This is a genomic window from Pseudomonas sp. B21-021, from assembly GCF_024749205.1.
Lineage (GTDB): Bacteria > Pseudomonadota > Gammaproteobacteria > Pseudomonadales > Pseudomonadaceae > Aquipseudomonas > Aquipseudomonas paraglycinae.
On record NZ_CP087192.1, the window covers coordinates 3306140 to 3326227 of the forward strand.

Annotated in this window: 21 protein-coding genes and 1 pseudogene; 6 read left to right on the forward strand and 16 right to left on the reverse strand. The window is 59.8% G+C overall.

Annotated features, from left to right (window positions below):
* Window positions 1-12: 12 nt before the first annotated feature.
* The 7 genes from LOY31_RS14650 to LOY31_RS14680 all read right to left on the reverse strand — a co-directional run bounded on the left by LOY31_RS14650 (window position 13) and on the right by LOY31_RS14680 (window position 6733).
* Window positions 13-849, reverse strand: a complete 837-nt coding sequence (locus tag LOY31_RS14650; protein WP_221533271.1) for an amino acid ABC transporter ATP-binding protein — start codon at window positions 847-849, stop codon at window positions 13-15.
* Window positions 836-1624: an amino acid ABC transporter permease gene (locus LOY31_RS14655; protein WP_221533270.1), complete on the reverse strand. Its 789-nt coding sequence runs from the start codon at window positions 1622-1624 to the stop codon at window positions 836-838. Before LOY31_RS14655 ends, LOY31_RS14650 begins: the two co-directional genes overlap by 14 nt.
* Complete coding sequence (locus LOY31_RS14660) at window positions 1614-2348, reverse strand: amino acid ABC transporter permease (protein WP_064596656.1); 735 nt, start codon at window positions 2346-2348, stop codon at window positions 1614-1616. The genes LOY31_RS14655 and LOY31_RS14660 overlap by 11 nt, the downstream gene beginning before the upstream one ends.
* A complete protein-coding gene (locus tag LOY31_RS14665; protein ID WP_221533269.1) occupies window positions 2345-3556 on the reverse strand; it encodes an aminotransferase class I/II-fold pyridoxal phosphate-dependent enzyme in 1212 nt (403 codons plus the stop codon). Before LOY31_RS14665 ends, LOY31_RS14660 begins: the two co-directional genes overlap by 4 nt.
* On the reverse strand, window positions 3553-4977 hold the full coding sequence (locus tag LOY31_RS14670) for an FAD-binding oxidoreductase (RefSeq protein WP_221533268.1): 1425 nt from the start codon (window positions 4975-4977) through the stop codon (window positions 3553-3555). Before LOY31_RS14670 ends, LOY31_RS14665 begins: the two co-directional genes overlap by 4 nt.
* Window positions 4974-5825 carry a transporter substrate-binding domain-containing protein gene (locus LOY31_RS14675; protein ID WP_064596663.1) on the reverse strand — a complete coding sequence of 284 codons (852 nt, stop codon included), beginning with the start codon at window positions 5823-5825 and terminating at the stop codon, window positions 4974-4976. Before LOY31_RS14675 ends, LOY31_RS14670 begins: the two co-directional genes overlap by 4 nt.
* 65 nt (window positions 5826-5890) lie before the next feature.
* On the reverse strand, window positions 5891-6733 hold the full coding sequence (locus LOY31_RS14680; protein WP_064596664.1) for a transporter substrate-binding domain-containing protein: 843 nt from the start codon (window positions 6731-6733) through the stop codon (window positions 5891-5893).
* Window positions 6734-6974: 241 nt separating this feature from the next.
* Between LOY31_RS14680 and LOY31_RS14685 the strand changes: the two genes are divergently transcribed.
* Together LOY31_RS14685 and LOY31_RS14690 are read left to right on the forward strand one after the other, a co-directional pair.
* Entirely contained in the window at window positions 6975-7826 is an 852-nt protein-coding gene (locus LOY31_RS14685) for a LysR substrate-binding domain-containing protein (RefSeq protein WP_064596666.1), read from the forward strand.
* A 229-nt stretch (window positions 7827-8055) separates the two neighbouring features.
* Complete coding sequence (locus tag LOY31_RS14690) at window positions 8056-8958, forward strand: bestrophin family protein (protein WP_039768508.1); 903 nt, start codon at window positions 8056-8058, stop codon at window positions 8956-8958.
* A 107-nt stretch (window positions 8959-9065) separates the two neighbouring features.
* On the opposite strand, the gene LOY31_RS14695 is transcribed toward LOY31_RS14690, so the two are convergent.
* The 4 genes and pseudogenes from LOY31_RS14695 to LOY31_RS14710 form a co-directional block, all read right to left on the reverse strand.
* On the reverse strand, window positions 9066-9866 hold the full coding sequence (locus LOY31_RS14695; protein WP_221533266.1) for an alpha/beta fold hydrolase: 801 nt from the start codon (window positions 9864-9866) through the stop codon (window positions 9066-9068).
* A 120-nt stretch (window positions 9867-9986) separates the two neighbouring features.
* Window positions 9987-10916: a ZIP family metal transporter gene (locus tag LOY31_RS14700; protein ID WP_221533265.1), complete on the reverse strand. Its 930-nt coding sequence runs from the start codon at window positions 10914-10916 to the stop codon at window positions 9987-9989.
* A gap of 58 nt (window positions 10917-10974) precedes the next feature.
* A pseudogene (locus tag LOY31_RS14705) lies at window positions 10975-11148 on the reverse strand (manganese catalase family protein); the annotation flags it as partial.
* A gap of 46 nt (window positions 11149-11194) precedes the next feature.
* Complete coding sequence (locus LOY31_RS14710) at window positions 11195-11443, reverse strand: hypothetical protein (RefSeq protein ID WP_221533264.1); 249 nt, start codon at window positions 11441-11443, stop codon at window positions 11195-11197.
* Between the two features lie 150 nt (window positions 11444-11593).
* On the opposite strand from LOY31_RS14710, the gene LOY31_RS29395 reads away from it, so the two are divergent.
* Together LOY31_RS29395 and LOY31_RS14720 are read left to right on the forward strand one after the other, a co-directional pair.
* Window positions 11594-12091: a short chain dehydrogenase gene (locus LOY31_RS29395; RefSeq protein ID WP_221533263.1), complete on the forward strand. Its 498-nt coding sequence runs from the start codon at window positions 11594-11596 to the stop codon at window positions 12089-12091.
* 52 nt (window positions 12092-12143) lie between these two features.
* The gene (locus tag LOY31_RS14720) at window positions 12144-12464 is read left to right on the forward strand and encodes a hypothetical protein (RefSeq protein WP_129974205.1); all 321 of its coding nucleotides are present in this window, start codon (window positions 12144-12146) and stop codon (window positions 12462-12464) included.
* Between the two features lie 390 nt (window positions 12465-12854).
* Here the strand turns inward: LOY31_RS14720 and LOY31_RS14725 are convergent, their stop codons facing one another.
* From LOY31_RS14725 to LOY31_RS14735, 3 genes are all read right to left on the reverse strand, one after another.
* Window positions 12855-13514 carry a carbonic anhydrase gene (locus tag LOY31_RS14725; RefSeq protein WP_127798173.1) on the reverse strand — a complete coding sequence of 220 codons (660 nt, stop codon included), beginning with the start codon at window positions 13512-13514 and terminating at the stop codon, window positions 12855-12857.
* Window positions 13515-13647: 133 nt separating this feature from the next.
* Complete coding sequence (locus LOY31_RS14730) at window positions 13648-14157, reverse strand: nucleoside deaminase (protein ID WP_221533262.1); 510 nt, start codon at window positions 14155-14157, stop codon at window positions 13648-13650.
* A gap of 30 nt (window positions 14158-14187) precedes the next feature.
* Window positions 14188-15528, reverse strand: a complete 1341-nt coding sequence (locus LOY31_RS14735; RefSeq protein ID WP_258711734.1) for a nucleobase:cation symporter-2 family protein — start codon at window positions 15526-15528, stop codon at window positions 14188-14190.
* A 214-nt stretch (window positions 15529-15742) separates the two neighbouring features.
* On the opposite strand from LOY31_RS14735, the gene LOY31_RS14740 reads away from it, so the two are divergent.
* Complete coding sequence (locus LOY31_RS14740; protein ID WP_221533260.1) at window positions 15743-16657, forward strand: LysR family transcriptional regulator; 915 nt, start codon at window positions 15743-15745, stop codon at window positions 16655-16657.
* A gap of 60 nt (window positions 16658-16717) precedes the next feature.
* Here LOY31_RS14740 and LOY31_RS14745 read toward each other — a convergent pair whose 3' ends face one another.
* Window positions 16718-17476, reverse strand: a complete 759-nt coding sequence (locus tag LOY31_RS14745; RefSeq protein WP_221533259.1) for an SDR family NAD(P)-dependent oxidoreductase — start codon at window positions 17474-17476, stop codon at window positions 16718-16720.
* Between the two features lie 229 nt (window positions 17477-17705).
* On the opposite strand from LOY31_RS14745, the gene LOY31_RS14750 reads away from it, so the two are divergent.
* Complete coding sequence (locus LOY31_RS14750; protein ID WP_221533258.1) at window positions 17706-19160, forward strand: MFS transporter; 1455 nt, start codon at window positions 17706-17708, stop codon at window positions 19158-19160.
* Between the two features lie 6 nt (window positions 19161-19166).
* Here the strand turns inward: LOY31_RS14750 and LOY31_RS14755 are convergent, their stop codons facing one another.
* Entirely contained in the window at window positions 19167-20018 is an 852-nt protein-coding gene (locus LOY31_RS14755) for a LysR family transcriptional regulator (RefSeq protein WP_221533257.1), read from the reverse strand.
* Window positions 20019-20088 lie beyond the last annotated feature (70 nt).

Sequence of the window (20088 nt, forward strand, 5' to 3'; positions counted from 1 at the left end):
TATCTCCTCGGGTCAGACGGACAGGCTGTAGCGGCTGAGGTTGGTCAACAGATAAGGATCATTGGCAAGCGCCGCGCGCCGACCCGGATCGCCCAGGGCGTGGCGCAAGAAGGTCTGGGTTCGTTCGCTAACGGGGTGCTGGAAAATCTGCGCGGCGCTGCCGTGCTCGACGATGACCCCGTTTTCGGTGAAATAGACGACATCGCTGATTTCCTCGGCAAACCGCATCTCGTGGGTCACCAGCACACAGGTCATGCCTTCCTCGGTCAGTTCGCGAATCACCGTCAGCACTTCGCCGACCGTTTCCGGATCGAGGGCCGAGGTCACTTCATCGAACAGGATCAATTCCGGGCGCATCGCCAGGGCACGGGCAATCGCCACGCGCTGTTGCTGACCGCCGGACAGTTGGCCGGGATAGGCATCGGCCTTGTGGTCCAGACGCACTTTGGCCAACAAGGCGCGCGCGTCTTTCTCGGCGTCGACCCGATTGCGCCCCAATACCTTGCGTGGCGCCACCACCAGGTTTTCCAGCACCGAGAGGTGCGGGAACAGGTTGTACTGCTGGAACACGAACCCCACGCGTTTGCGCAATTGGATGCGCTGCGCTTCCTGCGTCAGGGTGTGGACGTCGGTAGCGCCGACCCGGATGCTGCCGCGCTGGGGCTGCAACAACCCGGTGATGCAGCGCAGAATCGTCGACTTGCCGGAACCCGACGGGCCGATAATCGACACCGCCTGGCCGCGATGCACCTCCAGATCGATGCCCTTGAGTACCGGGTTGCCACTGAACGACAGGTGCAAATCCCGCAGGCGGATCAGCGGTTCGCCGCCGGTTTCAATAGAAGGCATAACGTCGCTCCAGGCGTCGGGTGAGTCGGGATATCGGGTAGCAATAGGCGAAGAACAGCGCGAGCAGGCTGAAGTAGATCACTACGGTAAAACCGGTCATGTTCACGGTATTGCTGGCGATCTGTGCGGTATCGATCACGTCATGCACGCCCACCAGCGAAGCCAGCGCCGTGCCCATGGTGATCACCGCGTACAGGTTCATCCACGGCGGCAGCATGCGTTTGAAACACTGCGGCAGGATGATCGAGCGGAAGATCTGCCCCCGCGTGAAAGCCAGCGAACGAGCAGCTTCCCATTGCGTGGCCGGGATCGACGCCACGGCACCACGAAAGATCTCCGCGACGTTGGCGCTGGCCGGCAGCGCGAGGCCGAGGGTGACCTTGACCCAGTCCGGAAACGCCACGTAAGTGCCGGCAAAACGGATCTCGAACGGAAACACGTAGGTGGTGAAATAGATCAGTACCAGCCAAGGAGCATTGCGAAACACCTGCACCCAGATTTGCGCCGGCAGACGCATCAGGCGCAACGGCGACAAGGCCAGAGCCCCTACCAGCAACCCCAGCAGCGAACCCAGCCCGATGGCCACCAGGCTGATCAGAATGTTCTGCGCGAAGCCCGCCGCCAGTGCCGGCGACCATTGCAGCAAGGCCTTGAGCACCGGGCTCTGCGCGCTGAAATACAGCAGCGCCAATGCGATGCCCGCCACTATCAACAGCTTGCCGAGGTGTCGGCGCGGCAGGGCCGTCATTGCAGTGACGGTCGATTCAGTGGCCATAACCGGGCATCCTCAGGCGCGCTTCGAGGTAGCGCCCCACGCAATTGACGATAAAGCTCAGCAGACCGAAAAAACTCAGGATCAGGATCATCAGTTCCAGCACGTTGTCACTCTGGGTCCAGATCATGATCGCCGCGTACGTGATGTCGCCCACGGCAATGGCCGACGCCACAGCGGTCATCTTCACCAGGTCGATCAGGTTGTTGATCAGCGAGGGCAGCGCAAAACGCAGGGCCAGCGGGAGCTGCACATTCCACAACAACTGCCGGCTGCTGAAAGCCAGCGAACTGGCCGCTTCCAGTGTCACCGCAGGCACCGCCTCGATGCCGGCGCGCAAGGCTTCGGCATGGAACGCGCCCTTGTGCAAAGAGATCACGATCACCACCCAGGCAAACGGTGTCAGCGGATTGGCCGCACCCACCGCCTGGGTCAGCAGCATGTTCAACACCAGGAAGGCGCAGTACAGCTGCACCAGCGTCGGCGTGTTGCGCGTGACTTCGACAAAGATTCGGGCCGGTGTCGCCAGCCACGACTTGCCCGATGTCAGCATCGCCGCCAGTGCGACACCGGCCAACAAACTGCCGACGATGGTGAACGCACACAGCAATGCGGTGGTAAGTGCGCCTTGCCCGAGTGTGCCGCGCTGGTACGCGTCCAGCAGAAAGCTGTAGTTCAGACCCAGCCCCGCCGTCCAGTGAACGAAAAGCTCCAGCCAGTGAGTCATGGCTCGCTCCGTAGCTGCGCGCAGGCTCGTGCGATTCGGCGTCCCGCTTCAACGACATTGTCAGTGGCCGTGGCGATGGACAGGCGGAACCACGGCGACAGACCATAAGCACTGCCCGCCACACCGGCAACGCCCTCCTCCAGCAGATAGTCGACGACATCGACGTCGCTGCTCATCCGCTGCCCGTCAGGGCGATATCGGCCGATCAAGCCGGCGCAGCGGACAAACACAAAGAAGCCGCCCTGTGGCTCAAGCACCTGCAGACCCTCCACCGGGCGCAGCGCGTCGAGCAGCAAATCCCGTCGCAGCTGATAGGCCTCGACCTGCGGCGGCAGAAACCCCAGGCCACCCTCCAGCGCCGCCAGCGCAGCAGCCTGGCCAACGGACGATGCGCCGGATGTGGATTGCGATTGCACCACGGTCATGGCCGTTGTCAGCGCCTGCGGCCCGGCGCCGAAGCCGACGCGCCAGCCGGTCATGGCATAGGTTTTCGAAACACCGCCGACCAGCAGGCAACGCTCTTGCAGATCTGGCGCAACGTTCAGCAGATTCAGCGCCGGACGGTCGTCGAAACGAATGTGTTCGTAGAGTTCATCCAGCAGGATCAGCAATTGCGGATGCCGCCTCAGTACGGTGGCAATCGCTCGCAATTCTGCCTCGGTATAAACCGCGCCGCTGGGATTGCCCGGCCCGTTGAGAATCAGCCAGCGGGTACGCTCGCCAATGCGCTGCTCCAGCTGCGCAGCCGTGAGTTTGCAGCCTTGCTCCAGCGGGCATTCGATGAACACCGGTTCGCCACCGTTGAACCGCACGCTGTCCGGAAACGACGGCCAGTACGGAACCGGAACCAGCACTTGATCGCCGTCGTCGAGGGTGGCAGCAAAGGCATTGAAGATGATCTGCTTGGCACCGTTGGCAATCACAATCGAGGGCAGCGGATAGCTCAGGTGGTTTTCCCGCTCGAGCTTGCGTTGCACCGCCAGGCGCAAGCCTTTGACGCCGGGCGTCGGGGTGTATTTGGTGGCGCCGGCGGCAATCGCTGCGCAAGCGGCCTGCTTGATGTGTTCGGGCGTGTCGAAATCCGGCTCGCCGGTGGTCAGGTCGAGAATGTCGCGACCGCCGTCACGCAGTTCGGTGGCGCGGGATTTGGCTGCCGCGTTGGCGGACAGCGAGACGCGTTGCACGCGTCTGGAGAGACGGAGCGTCATGAGCGGGACACCTCAATGACCTTACCGGGATTGAGCAGGTTGTTCGGATCCAACGCCTGTTTGATACGGCGCATCAGATCCAGCTCCACCGGACTTTTGTAACGCGTCAGCATGTCGCGCTTGCGCTGGCCGATCCCGTGTTCCGCGCTGATGGAGCCGCCATGGGCGTGGGCACTGTCGTGCACCAGCAGACTCAGCGCGGCGTAATGGGCCATGTGTTCATCGACGGTCGAATGCAGCGGATGGGCGACGTTGTAATGCAGGTTGCCATCGCCCAGGTGGCCGAAGGTGAAGTGCCGCACGCCCGGAAAGTGCACCTGCAACAGGGCATCGGTGTGGGCGACGAAATCCACGACCCTGGAAATGGGTACCGAGATGTCGTGCTTCATATTGCGCCCGGCGCGCTTCTGCGCCTCGCTCATGTTCTCCCGCAGCAACCACAGGGCCTGACTCTGGGCCAGGCTTTCGGCAATCAGTGCATTGGCCAGCAAGCCTTGCTCGAAGGCTTCGCCCAGCACGCTTTCAAAGGCCTCGCGGGCTTGTGCTTCACCGCGATTGTCGGAGAGTTCGAGCAGCGCAAACCACGGCTGTACAGCGCCGAGAAAAGGTTGCGGGGCTTCAGGAAACTGCTCGCGCAGCAACGCCAGGCAATCGGCGTTGAGCAACTCGAATGCGGTAAGCCCGGCGCCGAAACCGGAGCGGGCATGGGAGAGAAATGCTACCGCTTGCACCAGCGAATCGAACGCGAGGAAGGCCGTGGATTGCGCCTTGGGCAGCGGGAACAGTTTCAGGGTTGCGGCAGTGATGATGCCCAGGGTGCCTTCGCTGCCGATGTACAAGTCGCGCAAGTCGTAGCCGGTATTGTCCTTGCGCAACCCACGCAGGCCATGCCAGATCTCGCCCTCGGCCGTTACCACTTCCAGCCCGAGGGTCAGCTCACGGGTGTTGCCATAACGCAGGACAGCCGTGCCGCCGGCGTTGGTGCCCAGATTGCCGCCGATCGTGCAACTGCCCTCGGCCCCCAGACTCAGGGGAAACAGCCGCCCTGCTTCCTCGGCGACCTGTTGCACGTGTTGCAGAATGCAGCCGGCCTCGACGGTCAGCGTGTCGTTGTCGGTGTCCACTGCGCGCACTCGATTCAAGCGATCGAGCAACAGCAACACCGAACGCCCGCTGGCATCCGGCGTCGCCGCGCCCATCAGGCCTGTGTTGCCGCCCTGAACCACGATTGGAGCGCGGGCAGCGACGCAAACCCGCACCACTGCCGCGACTTCTTCGGTATTGCCGGGGTGCACGGCTGCGATCACCGCGCCCACGTAGCGCCCCTGCTTGTCAGTCAGAAAAGCGCTCGCCTCTTCGCTGCGCTGCACATGACGCTCGCCCAGCAGTTGTTGCAACTGCGCAAACAAAACCTCACTCATGGCTGCGACGCCAGCGGTTGAGCGTTGCGATACTGCTCGTGCAGATCACGCAGGGCCTGGGACGGCGCCATGCCGGTGCGCTCGCCCAATGCAATCAGCCAGCCGCTGCGGTGCCAATCGCGCACGATGGCGTCGAGTTTCGCCTGAGTGTCGTGCTCGCCCTTGCGCAGCCAGATCACCGAGTTGGAGGGAATCAGATCATTGGGCAGCGGAATTTCATAACCGGCCCATTCGGCATCGCCGAGCAAGGCGTGCATGGTCGGGCTGACGTGCACCGCCGCCACACAGCCGTTGCCGCGCAGCGACAGCAACGATTCGGACTGGCTGCGGAACGCCTTGATCTGCGCACCGTAGGTTTCCTGCAACGGTTTGATGAAGTTGCTGCCCTGGGACACGCACACCGGCTTGTCCTTCAGGTCTGCCCACCGAGTGATGCCCGCGCCCTTGCGGATCAGCGCCGCCCCGCCCACTTCCTCGTAGGGCGTCGGCACATAGTCGAGAATCTGCGCACGCTCATCGGTGAACTGCATGTTGGCGATCAGGATGTCGACCTTGCCTTGCTGCAGAAACTGCACCCGGTTAGGCGCCAGCACCGACACCGTTTTCGCTTCCACACCCAGAGCCTTGGCTACACCCTTGGCGAGTTCGACGTTGTAACCCAGATGCTCGCCGGTCTTGGGATCTATGGTGCCGAACGGCGGGCCGCTGAGGATCACCCCGACGCTGATTTCGTGGCGTTGGCGGATCTTGTCCAGCGTGGCATCGGCCCGGACGGCACTGGTGCCGATGGCAACCAGGGCGCCGAGGCAAAACGTGGTCAGGGCTTTAGCGGAAAAATGACGTTTCATGCAGGGCTACCTTGGACGACCGTCGAGTGACACGACGGTCGGATGAGAACTCTGAGGGAGGAATTTCAGGCCCCGTTGGCTTGAAACTGTTTTTGCAGTTCGACCAGCGCCGGTGACGCGGGGGTGATGTGGTTGCGAGTCTGGGCTTCGATCAACCAGCCGCTGCGGTGCAGTTCCTTCACAATCGGGTCGAGCCTGGCCTGAGTGTCGTTTTCACCACGGCGTGTCCAGATCACCGAAGGCGCCGGATTGAGCTCCGGGGTGATGGCGCGGTAGCCTCGCCACTCGGCGCTGTCGGCGATTAACGGATTGATCAGGGTGGCGTCATGAACTGCCGCAACGCAGTTGTTGCCACGCAGAGCCAACAAGGACTCCGATGAACTTTTGAAAGCTTTCAACTCGACGCCCAGTTCAGTGAGCGGCTTGATGTAGCTGCTGCCCTGGGAAGTGCAGACCGGTTGCCCTTTCAAATCCTCCCAACGAGCGATCTTGCTGTCCTTCAGCACGGCGGCAGTACCGCCAACTCGATAAAACGGTGTGGGTACGAAACCGAGGATCTCACCGCGCTCCGCCGTCCATTCCATGTTGGCGATCAGCAAATCCACTTTGCCCTGTTGCAGGAATTGCACGCGGTTGGCTGGCAATACCGGCACCAGTTGCACCTCGGCGCTTAGCCGCCGACCCAGTTCCTCGGCCAGTTCGACGTTCAAACCACGCGGTTTCTGTGTGGCAGGATCAATCCCGCCAAAGGGGCCGCCTGACAACAACACGCCGACCACCAGCACATGACGTTGCTCGATCTTGTCCAGCGTCGCATCAGCCAGGGCAGCGGTGCTGGCGGCCAGCGATATGAAGGCGCCCAGCATCAGGGGCAAAAAACGTTTTGAAGGCGCGCGATCGGACAACATGGATTTCCCCTCGTGATTGATCGGCAAACCCCGATCCAGTGAGTGGGCATCCTGCTGACAGCACCGGCATAACGGAAATACAAATATCTAATATCGTTATAACTCAGGCGCCGTCACTTTTTTACCAAACGCATATAATCCTGAACTTATTGACTCAAGAGAACATCAAGAGAAAAAACTTCCTTCCAATGCATAAAGATATGTAATGTTTAAGTTCGTCCCTTTGATATAAAACCTGCCTATGACGATCCTCGATCTCGAATTGCTGCGCACGTTCATTGCCGTGGTCGATCACCACAGCTTTGCCGAGGCCGGCGTGCAACTGGCCCGCACCCAGTCGTCGGTCACTCAGCACATGCAGCGCCTGGAGCAACAGGTCGGGGTCAACCTGTTCGAAAAGCGCGGGCGGCAAAAGCAGCTGACGGAAGCCGGACAGCAGTTGCTGCGCCATGCCCGGCAGATGCTTTCACTCAACGATGATGCGCTGAACTCCCTGCGCGAAAGCAGCTTGAGCGGCGTGTTGCGTATCGGCTCGCCCCATGACATCGCCGACACCATCCTGCCCCCGATCCTCAGTCACATCGCGCGTTCGGCTCCGCGCTTGCGCCTGGAGATCGATGTCGGCCGCAGCCCGTTTCTCATGGACGATCTGCAACGGGGCAAGATCGACATGGTGATCTCCACCCGCGAAGCACCCAATCTGGAAGGTTTTGCGTTGCGCACTTCGCCGGTATGGTGGATTTGCTCTGCGCAGTTCATTCATAACCCCGGCGAGACGTTGCCGCTGATTCTGGTCGACGAACCGAGTATCTATCGACGGTATGCCCTGGAGGCCCTGGAGCGCGCCAACATTCCCTGGCGTCAGGCTTATCTCGCATCGAACCTGATTGGCATCAAAGCGGCGACGCGCGCAGGTCTTGGCGTCACCGCCAGAAGCATGGAAATGTTGGGCCCGGATATGCGGGTACTGGGGGAAAGCGATGGCTTGCCCCGCTTGCCGGACGTCACCTACTACCTGTGGATCCGTTCGAATACGATCAATCCGCTGGTGCGCCGGGCCTATGAGTTGATTCGCAGCAGCCGCGGGCATTGAATACCGACGATGCACAGGGTGCTCGCGGCGATTCTTCCCGTCCCCGTCAAACAACGTTGCCGAAACGGAACGAGGCGCCATACGAGGATTTTTCTCGCAAGCATTGGCCAATCAGATGGCCGGGCTTCGCAGATTGACTGACGGTTGGCTGCTTCACCAGGGAACTGCCGGTGCCAGGCATCGTCCGAGCTTAAGCGTTTAAGCAAACTGCTCGCCACGAGGTTTCCGTTTGAAAGCTGCCATCGTCAAAAAATACCGCCTGATCATCAAGACCCTGGGCTACGTGGGCTGGTCTCTGTTCTGGTTGCTGCTGTGGGACATCGCCGTCACCGTCGACTTCATGCTGTTCCTAAACGCCAAGCTGAACCTGCCGCTGATGCCGCTGACCTTGCTGGGTTCGGCGTTGATCGTATTGATCAGTTTTCGCAACAGCAGCGCCTACAACCGCTGGTGGGAAGCGCGGACGTTGTGGGGGGCGATGATCAACAACTCCCGCAGCTTCGCCCGGCAGGTGCTGACGCTGCTGGACGACGCCGGCGGCGAGGTGAATCCGGTCAAATCCACTCTACTGCGCCGCCACGTCGCGTATGTGAACTGCCTCGCCGCGCATCTGCAAGGCCAGCCTTGTCCTGACGAGGTGCGGGCGTTTATTCCCGCCGAAGAGTTCGCCCGCAGTGGCACGACCAATAACTTTGCCAACGATATTCTCACCGGCTCCGCGACTTTGCTCGCCAAGGAATACAAGGCCGGGCATCTGGACAGTATTCGCCTGGCGCGGCTTGAGTCGACGCTGGTCGACCTGTCCAACAGTCAGGGCGGCATGGAGCGGATCGCCAATACTCCGCTGCCCTACCCTTACGTCTATTTTCCGCGGCTGTTTATTTCGCTGTTCTGCTTGATCGTGCCGGTGGGACTGGTCGAATCCCTGGGCTGGTTCACGCCGCTGGCGTCGACCGTGGTGGGATTCATGCTGCTGGCCATCGAACGCATCGGCACCGATCTGCAAAGCCCGTTTCGCCACAGCGAACACCAGATTCAAATGGAGGCACTGTGCGAAACCATTGAAAAGAACTTGCAGTCGATGCAACGTGATTCGTTGGGTGATGTGCGCAGGCTTGAAGAGCACGCGTAAGGCGCTGCTTTAGCAGCAGCGCGATAGCGGGTCTACCCTTTTCTTTATCAGGTGCAGAGCGACTATTGATGAGACGAGCGTGTGCGCTCCAGGCCAGCCTTGGTGTTTCAGTTCGCGATCCTCGGCGCCTTCTCTTCATCGTCGTAATGGCGGCAAAGAAATTCGCGAACCAGGACGGCAGTTCGTCTAGCGCTGGTCACCACAAAGAAATGTCCCTCACCCTTCAGAAGGCGAAGTTCTGAACGTCCAATTGTGCGGCGCAGGATATGGCCGTTGTACGCCTGTATTAACGGATCGCGGTCGCCGGCAAGAATCAGCGTGCGTTGAAGCAGCCGGGACAACCGAAGCAGGCTTGTCCATCCAATCAAGGCTGCGAGCTGGAAATAGTAGGTTCGCGGATTAACAGAGAGCATGCCTTTCATCACACCGAACCGCAGCAGCGTCTGAACTGAATGGCCGGATCTTTCTTGCTTGTGTGTTTTGGTGTTTTTACTCTTGCGGAAAAAATCCATAACGTCTGCAGGCTTCATCAACAGCAATGGGCCGGGAGAGGTCGCCGCGAGGATCAACCTGCGTACCCTGCTCGGGTAACGAAGAGCGAACTCCTGAGCCAATGCACCTCCCCAACTCACACCGAACACATCGACCTGCTCGATCCCCAATTGCTCAAGCATCCCGGCAATCACGTCGGCATGGCTTGGCAGGCGAAAGGGCCAACGGAGCATTTGCGACTTGCCGACTCCTGGCACGTCCAGCGTGATGGTCATGAAGTCGTCAAGTTCATTGCGCAGCGGATCGAAAGTACGAATCAAACCACCCAAACCATTGAGCAAAAGCAGCGGAGAGCCTTGACCGCAGATCGACACGTTCAACTGCAAGCCCTTCGTTGTCAGCCTGTGCGTTGTCATGATTTCTCCTTGTTGCACGTAATTGAAAGGCAGTGCAGGTGGGATCGCGACGTCTACCGTCGGATTTTTGCTTCTAGTTTCTTCAACCAAACCGTCCAATGATGGATGGGAGGTAAAGGGTCAACCCAAAGCCGTGTCGAGAAACATCATGACCCCGAAACCGAGCATCAACCCCAAGGTTGCAGGTGTCTCATGACCGTTGCGATGGGTCTCGGGAATGACCTCATGGGACACCACAAAAATCATCGCGCCCGCCGCCAGACCGAGCGCTATGGGATATCCCAATGCGAAGCTGCTCGAAATCCCCAAGCCGACGATCGCGCCTATGGGCTCCATCAACCCTGAGCCCACCGCAATAAGCGCAGCGCGAAGCGCTGAAATCCCGGTCACGCGTAACGCAAGGGCCACAGCCAGGCCTTCGGGAATGTCTTGAATGGCGATGGCAGTGGTTAGCGGCAATCCCACCTTCATGTCGCTATTGGCAAAGCTCACTCCAATGGCCATCCCCTCCGGCAGGTTATGCAGCGTGATTGCCAGAACAAACAGCCATACGCGATTGATGCGCTGCACCTCGGGCCCACGGCGACCGCTTTTCTCATGTTCGTGAGGCACGAAGCGATCCAGACCGATCATCAGCGCTACCCCCAATCCCAATCCTGCAACGACGACACAGGCTGCGAGCAGCTGGTTACCGCAGAGCTCCTGGGCGGCTTCGATACCCGGAAGAATGAGCGAAAACGAACTGGCGGCCAGCATCATCCCGGCAGCGAAGCCCAGCATGATGTCCTGCGTTCTGGCGGCGATATCACGTAACGCGATCGCTGCCACCGCACCTATGGCCGTCGCAGCGAAGCCTGACATGCCGCCTAGAAATGCAAAGTGCAGATTTTGTTTGTTGGCGCCGACAAAGGCACCATACCCGCTGATCAGCAAGTAAAGCGTCACGCCAATCAGAATTGACCAGAAGGCTAGCCCGCCCCATCCGGATTTTGAGAACCGAACAAACCGTGAGCGAAGTGTTGCGCCATATGAGGTCAACGGCTCGGACATCGCACCCTCCAGTTGTCTTGAGATGAACAAACCGCACGCCTTTTGTGCGGTCACGTCGTTAAGGTTGTGGTTCGCCTTGCACACCCGCCCCCAAGTCCGCACCCGTCATGTCCATGAGCAGCGCTTCATCCTCGGCGCTCAATTGCACAGTCGCGGTGCCCTCGCCTCCATCCACCGCCGGCGCTGGATTCTCTACGAACTCCCAGTCCTCCCCTTCGTTCCACGGCCCGCGGGGGTAGTGAACAGTGTCGTCGGCAACAGACATGAGCTGAATGACCTCAGTGATAATCCTCACCGGCGACCGCACGCAGATAGGCCACATCTGCCTCCCTTCTCAGGTCACGCCATTCGGAATCGGTCAACATACCCAACCGATGCATCTCATCAGACTGGCGCAATAGTTCCTCGTGATAGGCATCGGGACACTCCATCCGTAACGCTCGGTTCTCCAACGCACGATGCCAGGCATCCAGGGCTTTCAATCTGGATTCCTGCTCAAGCGTCAGTTGATTCTTGAAAGCATTCATTTCACTCCCCCCGAACATTTCCCGGTTGAGCAACAGTTTTCGAATTAGGTTCAAAAGGTCTGACGAAGCACAGCCTTTCGGTAATGTCGATGGAACGTTGCGCCAGGCCCCGTCCTCTATCGCAACACCAGCGAATCTGAGGATTTCATCATGATCGATCCAGCAACCGGTATGAAGGCAGGCGAGCGCTACACCATAGACAGTCTCGAACGCACGCGACATTTCCCGGGTTTCTTCCTCGACGGAAAATATTATCTTGGCCCGGAATTGATGACGGCCATAGGTTGGCTGGAAGGAAAGCAGTTTTATTACGATGAACTTGGTCCCACGGGTGAGCCGGTGTTTCCCGATCGGCTCGCCGGCACTGTCGAGGACCTCATCCTGACTCTCGCGGACGGTGCGCGTTTGCCCTTGAACGAAATGCCGTACAGGGCAGATGTCGAATCGCCTGCCAGTCCAAGCAGTCTTACTCCATCGCTATCACGGCATCGACCTGCTCCGGCAAGCGATCAACTCGGAGTCGAGGGCGTCCGGATGTCAGGTAAACATCCATATCCAATACTTCTGGCGGCAGGCGCCGCGCTAGTACTGGGAATAATGCTTGGAGTCAAACAAGCCAATCGCCTTCCTGCTCGAAAACCGAGATAGCCGTCCTTGCTGATTTTTTGGATAAGTGCTCTTTGAACGGTCGGAGACAGGAATGCATCCAGTGACACCAGACGGTCGCTACTTTGTTGTCAAAGGCCAGCTATGGCGATGTTCCAACCCGTCTTTGGATGAAGATGTGCGCCAGCGTCTTGTCGATGCGCTTATGGCCGCTCGACGAGAGGTCAAGAACGCTAAGAGTGCGCAAGACGGGTCGCAACTGAAGCGCGCTCGGGAAAAGGTACAGATGGCCAAAGTGGCCCTCGGGGAACGGGGGCCTGTCTGGTGGGCTGATGGAAGCCCTGACTTCAACCGGCGGCTGGTCGTCAACTCCCCTTATGCCGAATGGTTCAGCTCGCTCCAAGAGCCTGATTAACTCTCGGCGTAAGGTGCGATTCGGATGATGTTCCAGTGTTGCTCATGATCGACGAACCGAGGCATTGGATGCACCCAATACAACCGCTGGACCTCTGGCATTTGTACGACGTAGCCAAGTTAACGCTGCGGTAGACAGGGAAAGCGCTTATAAGCCTGGCCAGGCTCCACTGGCGCCGGCAGTGCCACTCTTGCACAGGCGAACGGTTGGATCTCACTCCAGGAGTAAGTTGAGACAAAGAGGCAAAGGACTGCCGCGACGGCCTCGGCAGTCCTCTGCTTCGGGCAAAACGCATAGCGCGAGCGCAGGCTTGGCATAAGGTGCCCAGCCCTTGACTCAACGCATGCTTAGAGAATTCTCGTCATCAGCGACGTGCAGTCCTTCCGCGAGTTACAACTGACCAGCATTGCGCGCAGCAACGGCAACGGTGGTCGGTGAATCGGAAAGCTTGACGAAGCGCCGAGTTGCACCATCCAGCGCATCGATGCAGCCCGCCTCGATGTCATAGACCCAGCCATGCAAATTCAAGCGTCCTTGCTCAAGCGCAAGCGCCACCGATGGATGGGTGCGCAGGTTCGCCAGTTGTGCGATCACGTTTTCACGAACGAGGCCATCGAGTTTGTCGCGTGGCGTATCGAACTCATGCGCCGCGTTGATCGCTTTCGCGGCGTCCGAGTGCCGAAGCCAGTTGGCAACTGCCGGAAGATGATCCAGACACGTGCAGCGTGAAATCGCGCCCATCGCTCCGCAATCCGAGTGGCCGCAGATCACAATGTCCCGTACCCCGAGCACTGCAACCGCATATTCGACGGTAGCCGAAACACCACCCGGTTCAGGACCATATGACGGCACAATGTTGCCGGCGTTGCGGATCACGAACAGCTCACCCGGCTCACGCTGTGTGAGCAGTTCAGGCACTACACGACTGTCCGAGCATGTGACAAACAACGCCTTTGGGTTTTGCTCTGTCGCAAGCTGCCTGAAAAGCTCGACGCGTTGTGGATACACCTCGCGCTGAAACCGCAGAAAGCCATCAATAATGTCACGCATAAAGCCCTCCAAAGCCTGATTCCGGATGCCGAGACGAGCACTCGATGCCTTCGCGCCTCAGTGGGGCGTCATTATCGCAGACGTCGCGTGCGAGTGCGCGACCTCACACCGCTTAAGCTTCGTTTCAAACCTGTCAGGACCAAAACCCTCTGTGCGGTTCAGCGGCCTCCCCCTCCAACATCGGCCCCAGCACGCTGACCTTGCGTTGCCCCTTGGCGAACACTTCGCGGCACGGCAGCGAGAACGTCGGGTTCTCCGGGTGGTCCCCCGTCAAACCCAGCAAGGCATGCTCCGACAAGGCATAGACCACCCGCCCGATCCCCGTCCAATACACGGCGCCGGCGCACATGCAGCAAGGTTCGGCACTGGTGTACAGCGTGCACAGTTCCAACTCCTGCGGCGACAGCCGTTTTGCCGCTGCCGCCGCTGCCACTAACTCGGCGTGCTGCGTCGGATCACCTTCCGGGGGCATCGAGTTGTTCCCCGCTTCGACAATCACCTTGCCGTTGCGGTCGGCCACCAATGCCGCGAACGGATGGCGACCGCGTTGCTTCGATGCCTCGGACAAGGCGATGGTCTGGCGCAGTAATTTCAGATCAAGCGCGCTGATGCCAGCCGGGATGAGTTCAGTCAATTGATTCATGGGTAACTCCAGGGCAGTGGAAAACAATAGTCAGTCGGCCAGTTCAGCCGATGTGGCGCCGATGATTTCGGTCGATTTTTTTTCATCGTTGAGCAGGACGTTGAGGACGATGGCGGTGATCGCTCCGAGGAAAATTCCACTGTCGAGCACCAGTTTCAGGGTCGGGCCGACGTGTTCGAACAGCGCCGGAAAGGACATCGGCAGCACCCCGACACTCACTGACACGGCGACGATAATGCCGTTGCGCGTACCCTCGAATTGCACCCGTGACAGTTCCTGAATCCCCGCCACCGTGGTCATGCCGAACATCACAATCGCGCAGCCACCGAGCACCGGCGTCGGCACCGCGGCGATCAACGCGCCGAGTTTCGGGAACAGGCCCATCAGCACCATGATTGCCCCGGCAGCGGCCACGACGAAGCGGCTTTTCACGTTGGAAAGCGCAATCAAACCGGTGTTCTGGGTGAAGGCGTTGTAAGGAAAGCTGTTGAACAAGCCACCGAGCATGGTCGACAAGCCGTCGGCGCGAAATGCGTTGCCGAGGGTGTGTTGCGTGGTCGGTTTTCCGGTCAATTTGCCGATCGCCAGGCAGTTGCCGGTGGTCTCGGCCATGATGACCAGCATCGCCAGGGTCATGATCAGAATCGGCACCGGCGCGAACTCCGGCGCGCCGAACGCCATCGGCGCACTCAGCTCAAACCACGCCGCTTCGCTGACCCGATTGAAGTGAGTCATGCCGCAAGCCGCTGCGATCAGGCTGCCGACAAACAGGCCAATCAGTACGCTGAGGTTGCCGATGAAACCTTTGAATTTGGCGTAGATCACCAGCGTCACGCTGACCGTGGCCAAACCGAGTAACAGGTTGGCGGGATTGGCAAAATCTGCCGCATCGGGATTGCCGCCGCCCAGCCAGATCGCCGCCGCCGGCATCAGCGAAATGCCGATAATGGTGATCAGGCTGCCAATCACCACCGGCGGAAAGAACCGCAGCAAGCGGCTGAACACCGGTGCCAGCGCTATGGTGAGAAAACCCGCCGCGATCATCGCGCCGAAAATCTGATTGAGGCCGAACTCCTTGCCGATCATGATCATCGGCGCCAGGGCAATGAACGAGCAGCCCTGAATCAGCGGCAGGCGGGCGCCGAACTTCCAGAAACCGAGGGTTTGAATCAGCGTCGCCACACCAGAGGTCAACAGGTTCGCGTTGATCAGCAACACCACCTGTGCCGAGGTCAGCCCCATCGCACTGCCAAGAATCAGCGGCACCGCCACCGCTCCCGCGTACATCACCAGAACATGCTGCAAGCCAAACGTGAACAACTGTCGCAGTGGCAAAACCTCGTCCACCGGATGAATGCGTTGTGTGGTCATTTCACACGCTCCTGAAAGTGCGGCATCTGTTGAGATAGCGGGCATGCTCGGGGCGTTTGAAAGGAGGATCCGCCCCGGAGATCGTTTTGACGCGGGGCCATATTTGAACGTTTATTGCGATGAAACAAATTAGCAACCATCGCTTTTTCCGATGGCACGAATCTGGCATCTGCTAGCCACTCCAAACCTTCATTTCGAACCGGGAGTTCAACGCTTGCGCTTCTCACTCGATCAACTGCAGATGTTCGTCCAAGTGGTCAAAAGCGGATCGTTTTCCGCCGCCGGGCGCAAACTGGGCAAGACCCAATCGACCATCAGCGCAGCGATTGCCAACCTCGAAACCGACCTTGGCGTCGACCTGTTCGACCGCAGTAACCGCAGCCCTGCCCTCACCGCCAGCGGCCATAAATTGCTGGTGCAGGCCGAAGCCGTGCTCGAACGCTGCATGACCTTCGAAGCCCACGCCGACTGCCTCTCGGACAACGTAGAACCCAGCCTGACACTGGCCATTGAAACGCCGTACGGCCCGATCATGCCGGTGCTCAAAGCCTTCGAAGCAGCCTTCCCCTTTGTCGACCTGATCATTCGTCATCCGGTCCATGGCGACGTCAGCGAACTGGTCAGCAGCGGCGAAGCGGTGCTCGGTGTGGCGTTCTCACAGCCCGGCTACCCCAAGGAACTGGCGTTCCAGCAACTGGGCAAACTGATCATGCTGCACGTCTGCCATCCCCAGCACCCATTGGCGCAACTCGAAAACGTCACGTTCGAGGATCTGCACGTCCATCGCCGCCTGGCATTCAGCGCCCACGCGAGCAAACTGCCGAGCAGCGAATACCTGCGTTCGACCCAGTTGTGGCAGGCGGAAAGCTATCTGGCGTTAGTGGAAATGGTCCGCGCCGGACTCGGCTGGGCCACCCTGCCCCGCCAGCTCATTCAGCGTGAACTGGCCAAGGGTGAGCTGGTGGAACTGCAGCTCTCGGCGTATCCGCATACGGACTGGCAGATTGGTGTGGATTTGCTCTGGGCGCGGCAGCGGCCGCTGGGTAAGGCGGAGCGGTGGTTGAAGGAGAAATTGCAGGGCAACAAAGTGTATGAACTGGATCGCAACGGGCAGACCACCACGCTTTGAGATCAATGCAGATGGAACAAGTCGCCTTACGCCTGCCCGAAGCTTTACCAATCCCCTGCTTCAGATTTGCGATAAACCACCATCGACCATCAGCTCCACGCCGTTCACGTATCTGGCGTCGTCCGAGGCGAGAAACAGTGCTGCGCTGGCAATTTCTTCGGGTTGCGCCATGTAGCCCAATGGCGTGATTTGCTCGACGTGCTGGCGCAGCGCGGCGATGTCGCTCTCGCTCATTTTCAGCCCGTTGTCCATCAGCGGTGTGCGGGTGAAGCCAGGGCTCAACACGTTTGCGCGGATTTTGCGGTCCTTGAGCTCATTGGCCCACGTGCGTGCAAACGATCGCACCGCCGCCTTCGACGCGTTGTACAGACTCAATCCTTCCATGCCGTTGCTGGAGCAGATTGAGGCAGTCAAGACGATGGACGAAGCGTCTTTCATCAACGGAAGAAGCGTTTGAACGCTGAAGAAAACGCCTTTCACGTTCACGTCGAACATGGCGTAGTAAGCAGCCTCGCTGGTCTCTCCGAGCAGATTTTTCTCACAGATCCCGGCATTTGCGAACACGGCGTCCAGCCGATCGTCGCGCGTTTGGATTGTCGCTTTGAGCGTGTCGAGATCGGCCTGAAGCGAGACATCGGAAACCACCGCTACAGCTTTGTCGCCGAGTCTGGCAACTGCCGCCTCCAGCCTGTCCGCTGCCCGTCCAGTGATGTAAACGCGTTCGGCGCCCTCGGCGATCAAGGCTTGCGCGATGGAAAACCCGATCCCTGTGGAACCGCCTGTCACGACGGCAACCTGATCACTGAATTTACCTGACATGTCTGACTCCTCGGTCGTTGATGAAGGGAATGTCTGAAACGACCTGCGCATGGTGAGCGTCATCGAAGCGGCGCGGCACTGACACGAATGAACGTTGGCCGTGCAGTTTTGTAAGGCGAAAACGCAGGAGCGATTCCCTAAATTGGGACGCGGCGACCTGACCCGGGCAGGCGCGAAGCCTTGCCCTTCAGTCATCGTCAAACCTGAGTTTCCCTACAGGATGCCTGTCATGTCTCGAATCGAAATCGAAGTGCCCGAACCCCGGCGCTGGTTGATGTTTGCCATCTTGCTCGTCGGTGCGTTTCTGCCGCCCCTGGATTTTTTTATCGTCAACGTCGCCCTGCCCTCGATACAGGAGGATCTGGCGACAGGCTCCTCTGCCGAGCAGCTGGTGATTTCTTCCTATGCAACGCTCTATGCAGTGACGCTGATTACCGGCGGACGACTCGGCGATCTATACGGCCGCGGGCGGATGTTTTTCCTTGGCCTGTTGGGCTTCGCCGCCGCGTCGCTGATGTGCGGCCTGGCGGTTTCGCCGTGGATGCTCATCCTCGGACGCGCCTTGCAGGGCGTGACCGCCGCCGTAATGGCCCCTCAGGCACTTGCATCGGTGCAGGCGATTTTCCCGGCGACGGAAAGACCATTGGCATTGAGCATTTACGGGGCCGTATTTGGACTGGCGTCTGTGATCGGTCAGGCACTGGGCGGCTTTTTGATTGAGGTCGACGTGTTGGGCATGGGATGGCGCGCGATCTTCTTGGTCAACCTGCCGATCGCGTTGCTGGTGATTGCGTTTGGCTTCCCTGTGCTCAAAGAAACCCGTGCGCAGCACGCGAGCAAGCTGGATCTGGTGGGCACCGCGTTGTCGATGCTGACCCTGACCACCCTGGTCGTGCCATTGATTGAAGGCCGCGAGGCGGGATGGCCGTGGTGGGCATGGCTGTCGCTGGCCGCCAGCCCCTTGCTAGCGGTAGTGTTCTGGCGCTACGAGAGCTGTTTGCACCGGGCCGGAGGAACTCCCATCCTCGCCCCGGCCGTACTGAATGCACCGGGCCTGGGGCGAGCGCTTATGGTCGCGCTTTGCTTCTATTCAATCGGTGTGTTTTTTCTGATGTTCTCGATGTACATGCAAAGCGCATTGCATATGAGCGCACTGCACGCCGGCCTGATCTTTCTGCCGTTTGGCGCGGGATTTCTGCTCGGTCCCCTGTCGGTTCCGCTCCTCAGGCGCGTTCTCGGGGGCTACGTGAATCCGGTAGGCATGGGGCTGGAAGTAGTCGGATTACTATGGCTGGGCTGGCTCGTGTCAGTGACACCGGCTACCCTCGCCCCGCCCTTCACTTCTCTGACGGTCATCCTGTTCCTGATCGGTCTGGGACAAGGGCTCGGCCTGCCGACGTTGATGCGCATGGTCACGGGCCGGGTAGCGCCGGCGTATGCCGGGATGATCGCAGGCATTACCAGCGCCACGTTGCAGATCAGCACATCGCTGAGCGTCGCACTGATTGGCGGTGTGTTTTATACCTTGCTGGGAGAACCGGCGACGGCGGTCAGCATCACTCATGCGTTCACGATCGCTGTTCTGTGCATCGCCGTTTGCCTGGCCGTAGGGGCAGCGATAAGCCTGACGTTAGCGCGCGAGCCAGCGACGGTAGCGCAAGCCTCGGCTGTTCGCCCGACCTGAGTCGTGTTACCCCGCACCGATCATGCTGGAGGCAAGGTCAGCCAGGGCGCGCAGCCGGTCCATCTGACGCATGTCCTGGTGATACCCCATCCAGATATCCCGCCCTGGCGGTGGCTCGTGTTCATCCAGCAGTCGCAGTCCCGACACGGAGTCACCGAGGACGCGGGGCAAAACGGCAACGCCCAGCCCGTTCGCGCACATCTGTGCCTGAACTGTACGGCTGCTGCTGGTGAACACGGTGCGGGCCAGCGGATAGCGTTGCTGCAGCCATTGCACGTCCGGGTAATGAGACTGGGCGATGTTCATCAGGATCAGGCCAAGCCCTTCGCCGTCCGGCTGCGGCGCCGGGGCATGCAAAGCCGCGTATAGGCCGTACGACAGAGTTGTCAGCTTGCGGTGCACTATGTCGGGTTCGGTGAAAGGCACGATCCGGAAAGCGATGTCGGCATCCCGGCGGGCAAGGTCGAACAGTCGATGCCCGGCGATGACTTCGGGAACGATCAACGGGTAGCGGTGCACCAGTTCGCTGAGAACCGGCGACAAAACATGACAGGCGAACCAGTCGGCTGAGGATATCCGCAACAGGCCTTCAGGCTGATCGCCATGCCCCGCCAGACGCCGCTCGATGGCCAACGCGCTGTGCTCCATGTCCTGCGCCAGATCGAGAATCCTCTCGCCACTGTCCGTGAGCACCAGCCCTTGAGCGGTCCGCAGGAAAAAGGCTTGCCCACTGGTTTGTTCAAGCACCTGCAAGCGCCGTCCAACCGTCGGGTGACTGACCCCCAACTCCCTGGCGGCTCCGCCCAGCGAGCCGTTGCGGGCAATCGCCAGGAAGATCCGCATGTCACTCCAGTCCATGCCCTCGCCCCGTACAAAAATGAACATTGAGTGATCAGCTTATAGTTCAAGTAGATGGCTGTTCATGAAT